13 protein-coding genes and 1 tRNA gene are annotated in these 13,714 nt (G+C 49.9%); 2 read left to right on the plus strand and 12 right to left on the minus strand.

Features of this window, described 5'->3' with window-relative positions:
• From rnr to AQR02_RS26585, 9 genes are all read right to left on the minus strand, one after another.
• On the minus strand, positions 1–2,372 hold a 2,372-nt coding region (rnr, locus tag AQR02_RS26545; RefSeq protein ID WP_245237762.1), incomplete at its 3' end, for a ribonuclease R.
• A gap of 244 nt (positions 2,373–2,616) precedes the next feature.
• On the minus strand, positions 2,617–2,850 hold the full coding sequence (secG, locus tag AQR02_RS26550; RefSeq protein ID WP_054943356.1) for a preprotein translocase subunit SecG: 234 nt from the start codon (positions 2,848–2,850) through the stop codon (positions 2,617–2,619).
• 148 nt (positions 2,851–2,998) lie between these two features.
• The gene (locus AQR02_RS26555) at positions 2,999–3,262 is read right to left on the minus strand and encodes a YesK family protein (RefSeq protein ID WP_054943357.1); all 264 of its coding nucleotides are present in this window, start codon (positions 3,260–3,262) and stop codon (positions 2,999–3,001) included.
• 130 nt (positions 3,263–3,392) lie between these two features.
• Positions 3,393–4,679 carry a phosphopyruvate hydratase gene (gene eno, locus AQR02_RS26560; RefSeq protein ID WP_054943358.1) on the minus strand — a complete coding sequence of 429 codons (1,287 nt, stop codon included), beginning with the start codon at positions 4,677–4,679 and terminating at the stop codon, positions 3,393–3,395.
• 62 nt (positions 4,680–4,741) lie between these two features.
• Positions 4,742–6,286 carry a 2,3-bisphosphoglycerate-independent phosphoglycerate mutase gene (gene gpmI / locus AQR02_RS26565; RefSeq protein WP_054943359.1) on the minus strand — a complete coding sequence of 515 codons (1,545 nt, stop codon included), beginning with the start codon at positions 6,284–6,286 and terminating at the stop codon, positions 4,742–4,744.
• A 2-nt stretch (positions 6,287–6,288) separates the two neighbouring features.
• Positions 6,289–7,044, minus strand: coding sequence for a triose-phosphate isomerase (gene tpiA / locus AQR02_RS26570; RefSeq protein WP_054943360.1), 756 nt, complete (start codon positions 7,042–7,044; stop codon positions 6,289–6,291).
• A gap of 28 nt (positions 7,045–7,072) precedes the next feature.
• A complete protein-coding gene (locus AQR02_RS26575; RefSeq protein WP_054943361.1) occupies positions 7,073–8,254 on the minus strand; it encodes a phosphoglycerate kinase in 1,182 nt (393 codons plus the stop codon).
• Between the two features lie 110 nt (positions 8,255–8,364).
• A complete protein-coding gene (gene gap, locus AQR02_RS26580; protein ID WP_054943362.1) occupies positions 8,365–9,375 on the minus strand; it encodes a type I glyceraldehyde-3-phosphate dehydrogenase in 1,011 nt (336 codons plus the stop codon).
• A gap of 116 nt (positions 9,376–9,491) precedes the next feature.
• Complete coding sequence (locus AQR02_RS26585) at positions 9,492–10,544, minus strand: sugar-binding transcriptional regulator (protein ID WP_054943363.1); 1,053 nt, start codon at positions 10,542–10,544, stop codon at positions 9,492–9,494.
• Between the two features lie 331 nt (positions 10,545–10,875).
• Here AQR02_RS26585 and AQR02_RS26590 point away from each other — a divergent pair.
• A tRNA-Arg gene (locus AQR02_RS26590) sits at positions 10,876–10,950 on the plus strand.
• A 192-nt stretch (positions 10,951–11,142) separates the two neighbouring features.
• Positions 11,143–11,739, plus strand: a complete 597-nt coding sequence (gene clpP / locus AQR02_RS26595; protein ID WP_054943364.1) for an ATP-dependent Clp endopeptidase proteolytic subunit ClpP — start codon at positions 11,143–11,145, stop codon at positions 11,737–11,739.
• 93 nt (positions 11,740–11,832) lie between these two features.
• On the opposite strand, the gene AQR02_RS34965 is transcribed toward clpP, so the two are convergent.
• From AQR02_RS34965 to AQR02_RS26610, 3 genes are all read right to left on the minus strand, one after another.
• Entirely contained in the window at positions 11,833–12,123 is a 291-nt protein-coding gene (locus AQR02_RS34965; protein ID WP_054943365.1) for an SGNH/GDSL hydrolase family protein, read from the minus strand.
• Positions 12,120–12,470 carry a GDSL-type esterase/lipase family protein gene (locus AQR02_RS34970; RefSeq protein ID WP_054943366.1) on the minus strand — a complete coding sequence of 117 codons (351 nt, stop codon included), beginning with the start codon at positions 12,468–12,470 and terminating at the stop codon, positions 12,120–12,122. Before AQR02_RS34970 ends, AQR02_RS34965 begins: the two co-directional genes overlap by 4 nt.
• A 155-nt stretch (positions 12,471–12,625) precedes the next feature.
• Positions 12,626–13,714: PdaC/SigV domain-containing protein (locus AQR02_RS26610; protein ID WP_159067853.1), on the minus strand; the 1,089-nt coding region annotated here is incomplete at its 5' end.

Below are 13,714 nucleotides of genomic sequence, written 5' to 3' on the forward strand. Positions count from 1 at the left end.
GTTGTCTCCCAGGCGCCGGTCGCTACCGCGCCGCCCTTGCGTTTGCCGGCGTTCACTGCGCCGCCGGCCTTGCCCTTGCCCGCGCCTGCTGCAGCGCCGGGCTTGCCTTTCCCGCCGCGGCCCTTGCCGCCGCTGCCGGGTTTACCGCCGGACGGCTTGCTGAAGCCGCCGGCACCCGGACGGCCGCCTTTGCCGCCGCGGCCGCCATAGCTGCGGTGCTCGCCTGCCGCGCGCGGTTTCATGTCGACAAGCTCGAAGTCGATCGTGTGGTCGTCCATGTTAACCTTGGCGACGCGGATCTTCACCTCATCGCCGATGCGGAACACCTTCGAGGTGCGCTCGCCGATGAGCGCCATATGAGCCTCGTCGAAGTGGTAGTAATCATCGCTCAGCGCGCTGAGACGGATGAGACCTTCGACGGTGTTATCCAGCTCGATGAACATCCCGAAGCTGGTCACACTGCTGATCATGGCCTCGAATTCCTCGCCCACCTTATCCTGCATGAACTCGCACTTCTTCAGCTGCTCCGTATCGCGTTCCGCCTCAACCGCCACACGCTCACGTTCAGAGGATTGCTGGGCGATATCCGGCATCCGTGTTGCCAGGTATTCCTGTCGCTTCTCGGTCAAGGCTCCGCCGTTCTCAAGCACCTCTCGCATAACCCGGTGAATAACAAGGTCAGGATACCGGCGGATCGGTGAAGTGAAGTGGGAATAGTATTCGGCAGCGAGGCCGAAGTGGCCTGTACTCTCCGCATCGTATTTGGCCTGCTTCATCGACCGCAGCATCATCGTGCTGATAACCGTCTGCTCCTTCGTGCCCTGAATCTGCTCCAGCAGGTCCTGCAGCGCACGCGGATGAACCGAGTTGCCCCGGCCTTTGACATGATAGCCAAAGTTCGCGGCAAACGCCATGAAGTTCTGCAGCTTCTCCGGATCCGGATCTTCATGAATCCGGTACAGGAACGGAACCTTAAGCCAGTGGAAATGCTCAGCCACCGTCTCGTTGGCTGCCAGCATGAATTCCTCGATGATCTGTTCAGCCACAGAGCGCTCGCGTTTTACAATATCGATCGCCTTGCCGGTTTCATCGACGATAATTTTGCTCTCTTCAAAGTCAAAATCAACCGCCCCGCGCCGCATACGCGCATCGCGCAGCTTCATGGCCAACTCCTTCATCAGACGGAAATCCTCAATCAGCGGACTGTAACGCTCCAGCAGCTCCGGATCTTCATCCTCGACGATTTTGCGGACATTGGCATAGGTCATTCTTTCCTTGGTACGGATCACACTCGTAAAGACATCATGCTTCACGACCTTCATATGCTCATTGAATTCCATCTCACAAGACATCGTAAGCCGGTCCACCTGCGGATTAAGACTGCATATCCCGTTCGACAGACGGTGCGGCAGCATCGGAATGACCCGGTCCACCAAGTACACGCTGCATCCCCGGTCATAAGCTTCCTTATCAAGCTCTGAGCCTTCTCGCACATAATAGCCTACGTCAGCAATATGAACCCCCAGCTTATAGTGCCCGTTCTCCAGCCGCTCGACATTGACCGCATCATCGAGGTCCTTTGCATCTGCGCCGTCAATAGTAACAATGTTGAGACCGCGCAGATCACGGCGGCCCTGCTGGATAATCTCTTCTTCCGTAATGGAGTCCGGCGCTTTCTCTGCTTCAGCCATCACTTCAGCCGGAAAAGCCTCCGGCAGCTGATGCTTGCGAATAACTGACAAAATATCGACGCCCGGGTCATCCTTATGCCCCAGGATTTCAATAATCTCGCCTTCAGCCGCAGCGCGGCCTTCCGGGTAATTGACGATACGGACGACGACCTTTTCACCATCTACCGCCCCTTTAAAGGACTGTTTCGGGATAAAAATATCGCGGTTAATCCGCTTATCATCAGGCAGCACAAATCCGTAGGTCTCCAGGCTTTGGAATACACCGACGGTTTGGAGTACGCCTCTTTTGACGATGCGCACTACTTCACCTTCCATGCGGCCGCCAGACGGACTCTTGGACGTGATTCGGATCAGGACGATATCTCCGTTCATAGCCCCTTTAAGATCGTTGGCATGAATGTATACATCGGGATGATCGCGGTCATCGGGAATCAGAAAAGCAAAACCCTTCGCATGAGCCTGCAGGCGTCCACGCAGCAAATCCATCCGCTCCGGTACGCCATAGCGGCTGTTCCGGGTCAGCACAATCCGGCCGTCCTGTTCAAGCAGGGCCAGCAAGTCCTCAAACGCTTTAAACGAAGCGCTGTCCTCTAATGCAAAGTGGCTTACCAACTCATCGTAAGTCAGTGGCTTATAAGCGGTTTCCCGCATGTAATCAAGTAATATTTCCTGTGTTATCAAGTACGTCACCTCGGCCCTCCGCAGCATTCGTATGCCGCTGGCATATATGTATGTCTTGTCCTTTACTGCCCGAAATCATTCAAGTAAATTTTACCTATATATACTTCATACCCTAGTATACACGAAATCAATCCCTACCATCCCTGTTATGATCATCCGAAGGTTAAAGCACGCATAAATTTTCATAACAAAAAAGCCCCCGCCCCATTCCATCAGAACAGAGCGAAGGCTTAGTGTATGCAATTTAGTCAACAACGATAGCAACGATGATTGACATGATGAAGAATCCAGCCGCCAATCCGACTGTTACACGCTGCAGTACGAGTTCCATACCGCGTGCTTTAGTTTTACCAAAGAGATGCTCAGCACCGCCGGAGATGGCACCGGAAAGACCTGCGCTTTTCCCCTTTTGCAGAAGAACGACCGCAATCAGACCGACGGAAAAAATCAGGAGCAATACTTTCAAAAAGATATCCATTCACTTCCACCTCCTACGTCCAAGCATCACTATCTATGCTAATTTTAAATTTCACGATTTCATAAACAGCATTTTTATTTTATCATAGCGCTCCAGTGAATACAACCTTCTTGCTACGAATCTCTCTTTATACGGAAGAGAACCACACTTATGCCTCTCTCCTAAGAATAGTAAGAACCAGCAGCAGCAGTAAGGAAATTAATAGGATCGGAACTGAGAACATGGCGTAGCCAATCCCCTCCCATCCTCCAATCATGGAAAAGCTAACCACAAGCAAAATAGTACTACCTATCAATCCAACTATTGCCGGATAGAAGACCAGGATTCTACGCCGCCCTCTGTCCCGTGACAAAAACAAGCTGATGATGACAATCAGTACTCCAATCGAAGCCCCAGCTATAATAGCATTCATCCCGTCACTCCTTCCATTAATATGCATTTATAGAATACATTTAAAGAAAGGCGGATGCAATTTATCCGAAAAACAAAATAAGAGCCTGCCGGAAACCGGCAGGCCCTTGTGAAGCTAATATCAGAAGATATTATCTTTTGAGGTTGTAGAAGGATTTCAGGCCGTTGTATTGAGCCAATTCACCCAGTTCGTCTTCGATGCGAAGCAATTGGTTGTATTTAGCAACACGGTCTGTACGGGAAGGAGCACCAGTTTTGATCTGGCCAGCATTGGTAGCTACAGCGATATCAGCGATTGTGCTGTCTTCGGATTCACCGGAACGGTGGGAGATAACTGCTGTGTAACCAGCACGTTTAGCCATTTCGATAGCATCGAAAGTTTCAGTCAATGTACCAATTTGGTTAACCTTAACCAAGATGGAGTTACCGATACCTTTTTCGATACCTGTTGCAAGGCGCTCAGTGTTTGTAACGAACAAGTCGTCACCAACCAACTGAACTTTGTCGCCCAATTTTTCAGTAAGCAATTTCCAGCCATCCCAGTCGTCTTCGGACATACCGTCTTCGATGGTGATGATTGGGTACTTCTCAACCCATGAAGCAAGAAGGTCAACATACTCAGCGGAAGTGTAAGATTTACCTTCGCCAGCAAGTGTGTATTTACCGTCTTTGTAGAACTCGGTGGAAGCAACGTCCATACCCAGGAATACGTCAACACCTGGTTTGTAACCCGCTTTTTCGATAGCTTCGATGATTGTAGTGATTGCTTCTTCGTTCGAACCAAGGTTCGGTGCGAAACCGCCTTCGTCACCTACAGCTGTGTTCAGGCCTTTGGATTGCAGTACGGATTTCAGGTTGTGGAAGATTTCTGCACCTGTACGAAGAGCTTCTTTGAAGCTTGAAGCGCCAACAGGAAGAACCATGAACTCTTGAACGTCGATGTTGTTGTCAGCATGCTCACCACCGTTGATGATGTTCATCATTGGCACTGGAAGAGTCTTAGCATTGAATCCGCCCAGGTATACGTACAAAGGAATATCCAAAGCTGCTGCAGCTGCACGAGCTACGGCCATGGATACAGCCAGGATTGCATTAGCGCCCAGCTTGCCTTTGTTGTGAGTTCCGTCCAAAGTGATCATCAATTTGTCGATGCCCACTTGGTCAAGAGCGTCCATACCGATTACTTCTGGAGCGATAATTTCGTTTACGTTCTCAACAGCCTTCAGAACGCCTTTGCCCAGGTAACGGGATTTGTCGCCATCACGAAGCTCTACAGCTTCATGAGCGCCAGTGGAAGCGCCGGAAGGAACGATAGCGCGGCCTTTAGCGCCGGATTCCAGATAAACATCAACCTCTACAGTTGGGTTACCGCGGGAGTCAAGGACTTCGCGTGCATATACATCAGAAATAATAGTCATGTAAGTTAATCTCCTTTTAAATATGGTTTTGGTATTCTTTTAGCATTGCTTAGAGGTCTTGCTTATTTACGGCTGGCAATCATGGATTGTCCGGTCATTTCCGCAGGCTGCGGAAGTCCCATCAGATCTAAGATCGTTGGTGCCACATCGGCAAGGATACCTGCTTCCCGCAGTACAACATTCTCAGTAGTTACGATGAAAGGAACCGGGTTGGTGGTATGAGCCGTGAACGGACGACCGTTCTCGTCAAAGACCATATCCGCATTACCGTGGTCGGCAATGATGATCGCAACGCCGCCCTTGGCAACAACTGCATCCACAACTTTACCTACACACTCATCTGTTACTTCAACGGCCTTAATTGTAGGCTCCAGCATGCCGGAGTGTCCTACCATATCAGGATTCGCAAAGTTCAGGATGATCGCATCCTGTCTGTCCGCTTCGATTTCCGCTACGCAGGCCGCCGCCACTTCGTATGCGCTCATCTCAGGCTGCAGATCATAGGTTGCTACTTTAGGAGAGTTGATCAGGATACGGGTTTCGCCAGGAAGCTCTTCATCGCGTCCGCCGCTGAAGAAGAAGGTTACGTGCGGGTACTTTTCAGTTTCCGCGATACGCAGCTGCTTCTTGTTGTTCTGTACAAGCACTTCACCCAGGGTATTATCCAGGTTCTTCGGTGAGTAAGCCACGAAGCCTTGCACCGTTTCACTGAATGTAGTCAGGCATACGAAGTGCAGACCCTGCGGGAACAAAGGACCACGGTCGAAACCGCGGAAATCGGAGTTCGTGAATACTTGCGACAGCTGAATCGCACGGTCAGGACGGAAGTTCAAGAACACGACGGAATCGCCGCTTTCCACTACCGCTACCGGCTTGTCATTGCTGTCCACGATAACACTAGGCTCAACGAATTCATCATATACCGAATTCTGGTAAGATCCAGTGATCGCCTGCAGAGCATCGGTATATTTAGGGCCTTCGCCATATACCATTGCACGGTAAGCCTTCTCTACACGTTCCCAGCGCTTGTCACGGTCCATCGCAAAGTAACGTCCGGATACCGTAGCAATTTTACCTACACCAACCTCTTCAATCTTCGCGATGAGATCCTGAACGAACTTTTGTCCGCTGTCAGGAGGTACGTCGCGTCCGTCCATGAAAGCATGGATATACACTTCGTGCATATCTTCTTTCTTGGCCAGATCAAGCATAGCGAACAGGTGATTAATATGACTGTGTACGCCTCCGTCGGAGACCAGTGCATACAGGTGAAGCTTTTTGCCGGTAGACTTAGCGCTTCTTACAGCAGCAACCAGCGTTTCGTTCTCGAAGAATTCCCCGTCACGGATCGACTTGTCGATACGGGTGAGATCCTGGTATACAATCCGGCCGGCACCGATATTAAGGTGACCCACTTCCGAGTTGCCCATTTGTCCTTCAGGCAGACCTACAGCTTCGCCGCAAGCGGTAAGCGTAGTGTTTGGATATTGTTTCAGGTAACGGTCATAGTTGGGCTTGTTAGCCTGGGCAACCGCGTTGCCTTCAGCTGTATTCCGCAATCCGAAACCGTCCATGATGATTAATGCTACAGGTCTTGGAGCTAACATCCTTATTTCGCCCCCTCAACGAGTGAAACGAAGGAAGCAGGCTGCAGGCTGGCACCGCCGACAAGAGCGCCGTCGATGTCGCTTTGACTCATGTACTCCGTTACGTTCTCAGGCTTCACACTGCCGCCGTATTGAATGCGTACAGCTTCAGCTGTTGCTTCATCGTACAGGCCTTTTACAAGGGTACGGATGTAAGCAATAACTTCGTTGGCATCTTGGGAAGTAGAGGATTTACCTGTTCCGATAGCCCAGATAGGCTCATAAGCAATAACCACTTGAGCTGCTTGTTCAGCACTCAGGCCGGCAAATGCCGCTTCGGTTTGAACCTTGCAAACATCCTTAGTCTGGTCAGCTTCGCGCTCTTCGAGCTTTTCGCCGACACATACGATAGGAGTAATGCCGTGGCGGAAGGCCGCATGCATTTTTTTGTTTACAATTTCATCCGTTTCGCCGAAATAAGCACGACGCTCGGAGTGGCCGATGATCACGTAGTCTACACCAAGATCCTTCAGCATTACGCCGCTGATCTCGCCTGTATAAGCGCCGTTATCTTCGAAGTGCAGGTTTTGTGCACCGATTTTGATGCTTGTTCCTTTAACCGCTGCTACCAGAGCAGGCAGGTTAGTAAAAGGAGCGCAAATTACAGTTTCAACGCCTTCTACTTCTGCTTGGCCTTTAATTTCAGCGATGAAACCTTCGGCTTCCGGAACGGTTTTGAACATTTTCCAGTTGCCCGCAATAATAGGTGTTCTGCTCATAATCTTGAATTGCCTCCTTCTTCGCGTCTTACTTGTCGTTCAGTGCCTCTACGCCAGGAAGTGCCTTACCTTCCATGAACTCCAGGGATGCACCGCCGCCTGTGGAGATGTGATCCATTTGGTCAGCCAGGTGGAATTTCTCAGCTGCAGCTGCGGAATCTCCGCCGCCGATCACAGTATAACCCTCAGTTGTTGCGCAAGCCTTCGCTACGGCAATTGTACCTTCAGCAAAGATGTCGATTTCGAACACGCCCATAGGACCGTTCCAGACAACCAGCTTGGAGTTTTTGATGACATCAGCATAGATTTCACGAGTCTTAGGACCGATATCCAGACCCATCCAGCCAGCAGGGATTTCATTAATGTCAACCACTTTGGTATTAGCATCTGCACCGAACTTGTCAGCAACCACAACGTCTACCGGAAGCAGGAAGTTTTTGCCGAGTGCTTTAGCCTTGTCGATGAATCCAAGAGCAGCATCGATTTTTTCGTTGTCTACCAGAGATTCGCCGATTTCGAAGCCTTGAGCTTTGGTGAACGTGTAAGAAAGGCCGCCGCCGATCAGAACATTGTCAGCCAGAGTCAGAAGGTTATCGATAACGTCGATTTTGTCTTTAACCTTGGAACCGCCGATGATGGCAGTGAAAGGACGCTCAGGGTTCGAAAGAGCTTTGCCCAGAACGGACAATTCTTTCTCCATCAAGAGACCGGATACAGCCGGCAGGAAGTGAGCGATACCTTCAGTCGAAGCATGTGCACGGTGAGCCGCCCCGAATGCGTCATTGACGAACAGGTCAGCCAGTTCTGCGAACTGCTTAGCCAGTTCAGGATCGTTCTTCTCTTCACCCGGATAGAAACGGACATTCTCAAGCACAAGCACATCGCCGTTGTTCAGTTCAGCGATTTGCGCTTTCGCTGCATCACCCACAGCTTCATCAGCTTTGGCTACCGGTTTGCCGAGCAGCTCGGACAAACGAACAGCAGCACCAGTAAGGCGCATGGAATCAACGAATTGACCCTTCGGACGGCCCATGTGGCTGGCCAGAATGACCTTTGCACCGTTCTCGATCAGGTATTTAATCGTTGGAAGTGTTTCGCGGATACGGGTATCATCAGTGATCTTACCGTCTTCCACTGGCACGTTGAAATCGACGCGTACGAATACGCGTTTGCCTGTTACTTCTACATCACGGACGCTTTTTTTGTTCATGATTAGTTTTCCTCCACACCCAAAATTGGTTCATGATAATCCATTTAGAAAGAGCGGAAACAAGGAAGTTCTGTTTCCGCTCTATAGATGCTGCTTATATTAAAACGATCTTATTGAGCAAGTTTAGCGAATTTTTCCAAAGTACGAACGAGTTGTGCAGTGTAGGACATTTCATTGTCATACCAAGCAACGGTTTTAACCAGTTGTTTGTCGCCAACAGTCAGGACTTTAGTTTGAGTTGCATCAAACAGGGAACCGAAAGTCATACCCTTGATGTCGGAAGATACGATTTCATCTTCAGTGTAGCCGTAAGTTTCTGGATCGGAAGCTTCTTTCATAGCTGCGTTGATTTCTTCAACAGTAACGCTCTTATCCAGAACAGTTACCAGCTCAGTCAGGGAACCAGTCGCTACAGGCACACGTTGTGCTGCACCGTCAAGTTTGCCTTTCAGTTCTGGGATAACCAGACCGATTGCTTTTGCAGCACCGGTAGTGTTAGGGATGATGTTCTCAGCAGCAGCGCGGGCACGTCTGAAGTCGCCTTTTGCGTGTGGAGCATCAAGAGTATTCTGGTCACCTGTGTAAGCGTGGATAGTAGTCATCAGGCCTTCAACGATACCGAACTTGTCGTTCAGGACTTTTGCCATTGGAGCCAGGCAGTTAGTTGTGCAAGATGCGCCGGAGATAACTGTTTCAGAACCATCAAGGATGTCATCGTTTACGTTGTAAACAACAGTTTTCATGTCGCCTGTAGCTGGAGCAGAGATAACTACTTTTTTAGCTCCGCCTTTAAGGTGTTTTTCAGCAGCTTCTTTAGTTGTGAAGAAACCTGTGCATTCCAGAACGATATCTACGCCAAGCTCTCCCCAAGGAAGTTCTTCAGGGTTGCGGTTAGCTAGAACCTTAACGTCTTTGCCGTTCACTTTGAAGAATCCGTCATGAACTTCAACTTCACCTTGGAATTTACCTTGAGTTGTATCATATTTAAGCAAATGAGCAAGCATCTTAGCGTCAGTCAGGTCGTTGATTGCTACCACTTCGATACCTTCTACATTTTGAATACGGCGGAATGCAAGGCGTCCAATACGTCCAAAACCGTTAATACCAACTTTTACACTCATTGAATAGTTCCTCCTAGATTTCGTTTTATTTATTCAAGACAAGCCGTGAAGCTCGTCAAGACAACAATGTTAAGTATAATGCAAAATAACTGCGGGCGCTCCCCATATCCTGGAAGCTATAGAACTTGCTGCAACTGTTTGTCGATTTCTTTGCCGATTTCGACAGCAGCAGCCTCATCTGTAACAAGAATGTCCTCTTGCCCGAATCGCAGCATTGCGTGGATTGCTTTGGCCTTGCGTTTGCCCCCTGCTATACCGACAACAACTTCCGTGCGGATGATATCCTCTAGACGGAGCCCCATCGTAAGCATGGTATGGACCACCTGGCCAGCTTCGTTAAAATAATAGCCGAACGATTCGGCTACCGCACCTTCAGCCTGAATTTCTGAGACTGTCGTCTCATCCAGCTTGCGGCGGCGGGTCATTTCAATGGCATCGCCGATTCCATGAACAATAATACGCGATCTGCGGATGATTTGCACGATCTCCCCAATGTTCGAGTCATGCCCCAGAGACTGGTAAGCATCCTCACTGAGCAGATCCGGCACATGCAGCAGACGGTAATTCGCCCCGATCCGCTTAGCCATCGTTGAAGCAATCGTATTCGCCTGAATTTCCATGCTCTCTCCAAGTCCTCCGCGTGCAGGGACAACCCATGCATTCTTATAGGAAAGGGATAAGGGCAAGGTCAGCTGATCGGCCATCTCAGCCAAAGTAGAGCCGCCTGTTACGGCAATGGTATCGTCGCTACGCAGCACGCCGAGAAATGCCTTCGCGCCTGCACGCCCAAGCTCACGCTTCGTGAACGGCGATGTCTCGCAATCACCGGGCACAATAATTACTTTATTAAGACCATACGTTGAGCGAATCTTCTCTTCCAGATCATCCAGGCCAAACAGACTCTTGGCGATCGGCTCCAGCAGGTCAAGCGTTCTGCGACCGGCATCGCTAATACGCATGCCGACACTCTCGATCTCAATGAGCCCTTGCGATTTCAGAAGATCCGTCTCGGCACGCAGCACACGCTCGGTCATATCCAGCGAGGCAGCCAGCGTTCTGCGCCCAATAATATCGGACAGCATGATCTGATGTAGAATCGTGTAACGTCTCTTAAGGGTTTCCATGAGATCCGGCAGAAGCTGCTTTTGGATTTCCAATAAATTGCGCATGCTTTCACTCCTGCAACTTCGTCTTTCTCTATTCCCTTGTTCGTGGTCTCAAAACGTCCCGGGTTAACTTTTTAAGTCCCACTCATATTCTAACCAAATATTACGCGGAGTGCAAGTCATCCGAGAGTATAATTCTCAACCTCTGTTCATCTTATACATCTAACAAGGTATGGAAAGACCCGAAGACAGGGCTGAAGGCACAGAAAGGCCCGGTATATGCCTGCTTCTGGCAGGACTATACGTTGTCGCTGTATACCGGCAAAGATATTTTCTGAACAGTGACGCTGATCCATTGCATTTGTACAATAAATGTATTATAATAATTTCTGTTGCGCCCGTGGTCCAATGGATATGACGTAGGCCTCCGAAGCCTGAGATCCAAGTTCGATTCTTGGCGGGCGCGCCATTATTTACTGTTTTGTACATAATTTAGCAGTCGTCATACTGTTAATTAACCAAAGAGCCACTTGATGGCTCTTTTTTTTGAAACTAAGTTTGACTTTCTTTGACTTTTTGTTTGATTTTGTTTATCATGTGGTTAATACGGTAACAGTAAAAATGAACACATTCGAATAGCCAATTCAAGGAGGTTTTCCACGTGAGTTATATCCCTATGGTAGTAGAACAGAGCAATCGCGGCGAGCGCGCTTATGACATCTATTCCCGCCTGCTGAAGGACCGCATCATTTTCCTTGGAACAGAGGTCAATGACGTGGTTGCCAATTCCATCATCGCCCAAATGCTATTCCTGGCTGCTGAAGATCCGGATAAGGATATTCACTTGTATGTGAACAGCCCCGGCGGTTCCATCACGGCAGGCATGGCTATATTTGATACAATGCAGTACATTAAACCGGATGTTTCCACCATCTGCGTGGGTATGGCCGCTTCCATGGGAGCTTTCCTGCTGAACGCCGGTGCCAAGGGCAAACGTTTTGCACTGCCAAACAGCGAAATTATGATTCACCAGCCGCTGGGCGGTGCTCAAGGCCAGGCAACGGATATCGAAATCCGCGCCCGCCGCATCCTCAAGCTGCGTGACAAGCTGAACCGCATCCTGTCCGAACGTACCGGCCAGCCGCTGGAACGGATTGAGAAGGATACGGACCGCGATTACTTCATGACTGCTGCTGAAGCAGCTGAATATGGTATTGTCGATAAGGTTATCGAGAAGACATTACCTACAGGCGTATAACAGAAGCAACAGCCAAAAGGCTGCCGGGACTCATTGTGGTCCCGGCAGCCTTTTTTGTGCAGTCTATGGATTGACGCCTATAGATTAAGAAACCTACCCCAAACGGCCATACCCCAGGCCATCCAGTTTGTCTGCAATAACCCGGTATCCCTTCCCGTTCGGGTGAATATGATCAATAAACAGCAGGCCGCGCTCATTGCCGGCAAACTCACTATAGATGGAGGCAAATCCGCAGACCCGGCTGCTGTAGCCTGAAGTATACCGGTTGAATTGCCGGACCCACTCCGTAGCTTCATCGACTTGCGGATAAGGATTGTACAGTCCGACAATGCGGATGATATAGGGCCTCGGCATACCTGCCTTGAGCTGTGATAATGTACTCATGATGTCGCTGATGTTCCGTTTGCAATTGCGCAGCGCTTTCTGGAGCAGCGGTGACAGATCACCCGGACGGCTGCCTGCCGCCTTACGGCCTTGATCAGATCATTGCCGCCGATTGATATCGTAATCAGGTCAGCATCGCTGACCGCCAGCCGGAAGTTGTAATCCGCTTTAAGACGCTGCTCCAGCCCGTCTGTTGTCAGCCCATTTATGCCTAAATTGGTTAAGCGGATAGGCGTACGCAGGCGCGCCTCCGCCATCCTGCGGTAAACCGGAACAAACCCGTTACCGGGCAGCGCTCCAAACCCCGTCGTCAGGGAATCACCAATAGCGGTGTACTGATAGCTCATCATATTTCCCTCCCATCCATAAGCTGCTTTCTTTGTTTAGCTTATGAATGGAGCGGACACCGGGGAACGGCGGGGTACCCATAACCCGCATTGGCGGAGCTTCTGATACGGGTCATATTCAGAATTATCTAAAGTTATACACCTAATTCCTGTCGTTACTTCAGCGCTGCAAACGGACTGCTTCCATCCGGCAGCATTTCCTTAAAGGTGAATGTGAACTGAGGGAACCCGGCAGCATAAGCTGTATACTCATATAACTGGAAGAATAATACTACCTTGCCTTCCTTCAAATAGAAATACTTCTCTGTATTGAGCCCGGTGAATCCGCCGAGATAGCCTCCATCCGCTTTGATAAGCTTGGTCAGCTTGGCGTTCAGCTCTTTTTTATAGTTAGAGTTGGCACCGAACAGGTCTCCCAGCAGGAGACGTTTGCCATCCTTCAGCGAGAAGGTGAAGGCATTGCGGTAGGTCATCCCATGCGCACCGCCGGTATAGCCGTATTGTTGTGTAACCAGGCTGAGTACACCGTTCTGATTATAGGTAACGACATAGCCGCCTTCAAATTCGTACGGCCGGTCATCCTCCGATTTGTTCGCGATTTGATTCTCGGCATCTGCCGCATACTTTAGGATCGTCTGTTTAATCGTATCATTGATGGCTTTCTGGGCCTCGGCATTCGCCAGGCCGCTCACCTGCGGATAATCCAGCTTGATCGGCGCATCCTCCCGTTCCTTAATGAAGCTCTCCGTCTTAATGGTAATCGCATTCTGCACCTGCTTCATCACATTGAGCCGGCCGGAAGGTGCATTCCAATCGCCCTTGTAACCGAGATAATCGGTCAGCAGGTCGAAAGGAACATACAGACGGTTATTGATATTTTTCCCTTCATAATCTCCAAGGAAATAATTATTCACTGAAATGGAAATGCCGTAATCCGAGACCATCAGCTTAGTCAGCGTGTTTCCTTTGCCAATCGAGTAAATCTTGTCTGCCTTATCATAAGACACTGGCATGTTCAGGCCGTCACGCAGGAAGCTGACAGGTACCCATACCTTGCCGCCGCTATAAATCCCGGTCTGCTGTGTAATGCTTCCGTTCCACTTCAGGACCACCTGCGATTGCTCGGCCTTAGCTACCGGTTTGGCCGCTGCAGCCTGACTGGTCCCAGCCGGCAATATTCCTCCACCAAACAGCAAACCAGCTGCCATCGTTCCCGCACCCCATTTACGGGCTTGTTCCTTCGA

It is taken from the genome of Paenibacillus ihuae (assembly GCF_001368795.1).
GTDB lineage: Bacteria > Bacillota > Bacilli > Paenibacillales > Paenibacillaceae > Paenibacillus_AQ > Paenibacillus_AQ ihuae.

Excerpts from the sequence above, each read along its gene's own strand:
- secG (WP_054943356.1), bottom strand. The coding sequence starts at position 2,850 with ATGGATATCTTTTTGAAAGTATTGCTCCTGATTTTTTCCGTCGGTCTG.
- AQR02_RS26555 (WP_054943357.1), bottom strand. The coding sequence starts at position 3,262 with ATGAATGCTATTATAGCTGGGGCTTCGATTGGAGTACTGATTGTCATC.
- eno (WP_054943358.1), bottom strand. The coding sequence starts at position 4,679 with ATGACTATTATTTCTGATGTATATGCACGCGAAGTCCTTGACTCCCGC.
- gpmI (WP_054943359.1), bottom strand. The coding sequence starts at position 6,286 with ATGTTAGCTCCAAGACCTGTAGCATTAATCATCATGGACGGTTTCGGA.
- tpiA (WP_054943360.1), bottom strand. The coding sequence starts at position 7,044 with ATGAGCAGAACACCTATTATTGCGGGCAACTGGAAAATGTTCAAAACC.
- AQR02_RS26575 (WP_054943361.1), bottom strand. The coding sequence starts at position 8,254 with ATGAACAAAAAAAGCGTCCGTGATGTAGAAGTAACAGGCAAACGCGTA.
- gap (WP_054943362.1), bottom strand. The coding sequence starts at position 9,375 with ATGAGTGTAAAAGTTGGTATTAACGGTTTTGGACGTATTGGACGCCTT.
- AQR02_RS26585 (WP_054943363.1), bottom strand. The coding sequence starts at position 10,544 with ATGCGCAATTTATTGGAAATCCAAAAGCAGCTTCTGCCGGATCTCATG.
- AQR02_RS34965 (WP_054943365.1), bottom strand. The coding sequence starts at position 12,123 with ATGAGTACATTATCACAGCTCAAGGCAGGTATGCCGAGGCCCTATATC.
- AQR02_RS34970 (WP_054943366.1), bottom strand. The coding sequence starts at position 12,470 with ATGAGCTATCAGTACACCGCTATTGGTGATTCCCTGACGACGGGGTTT.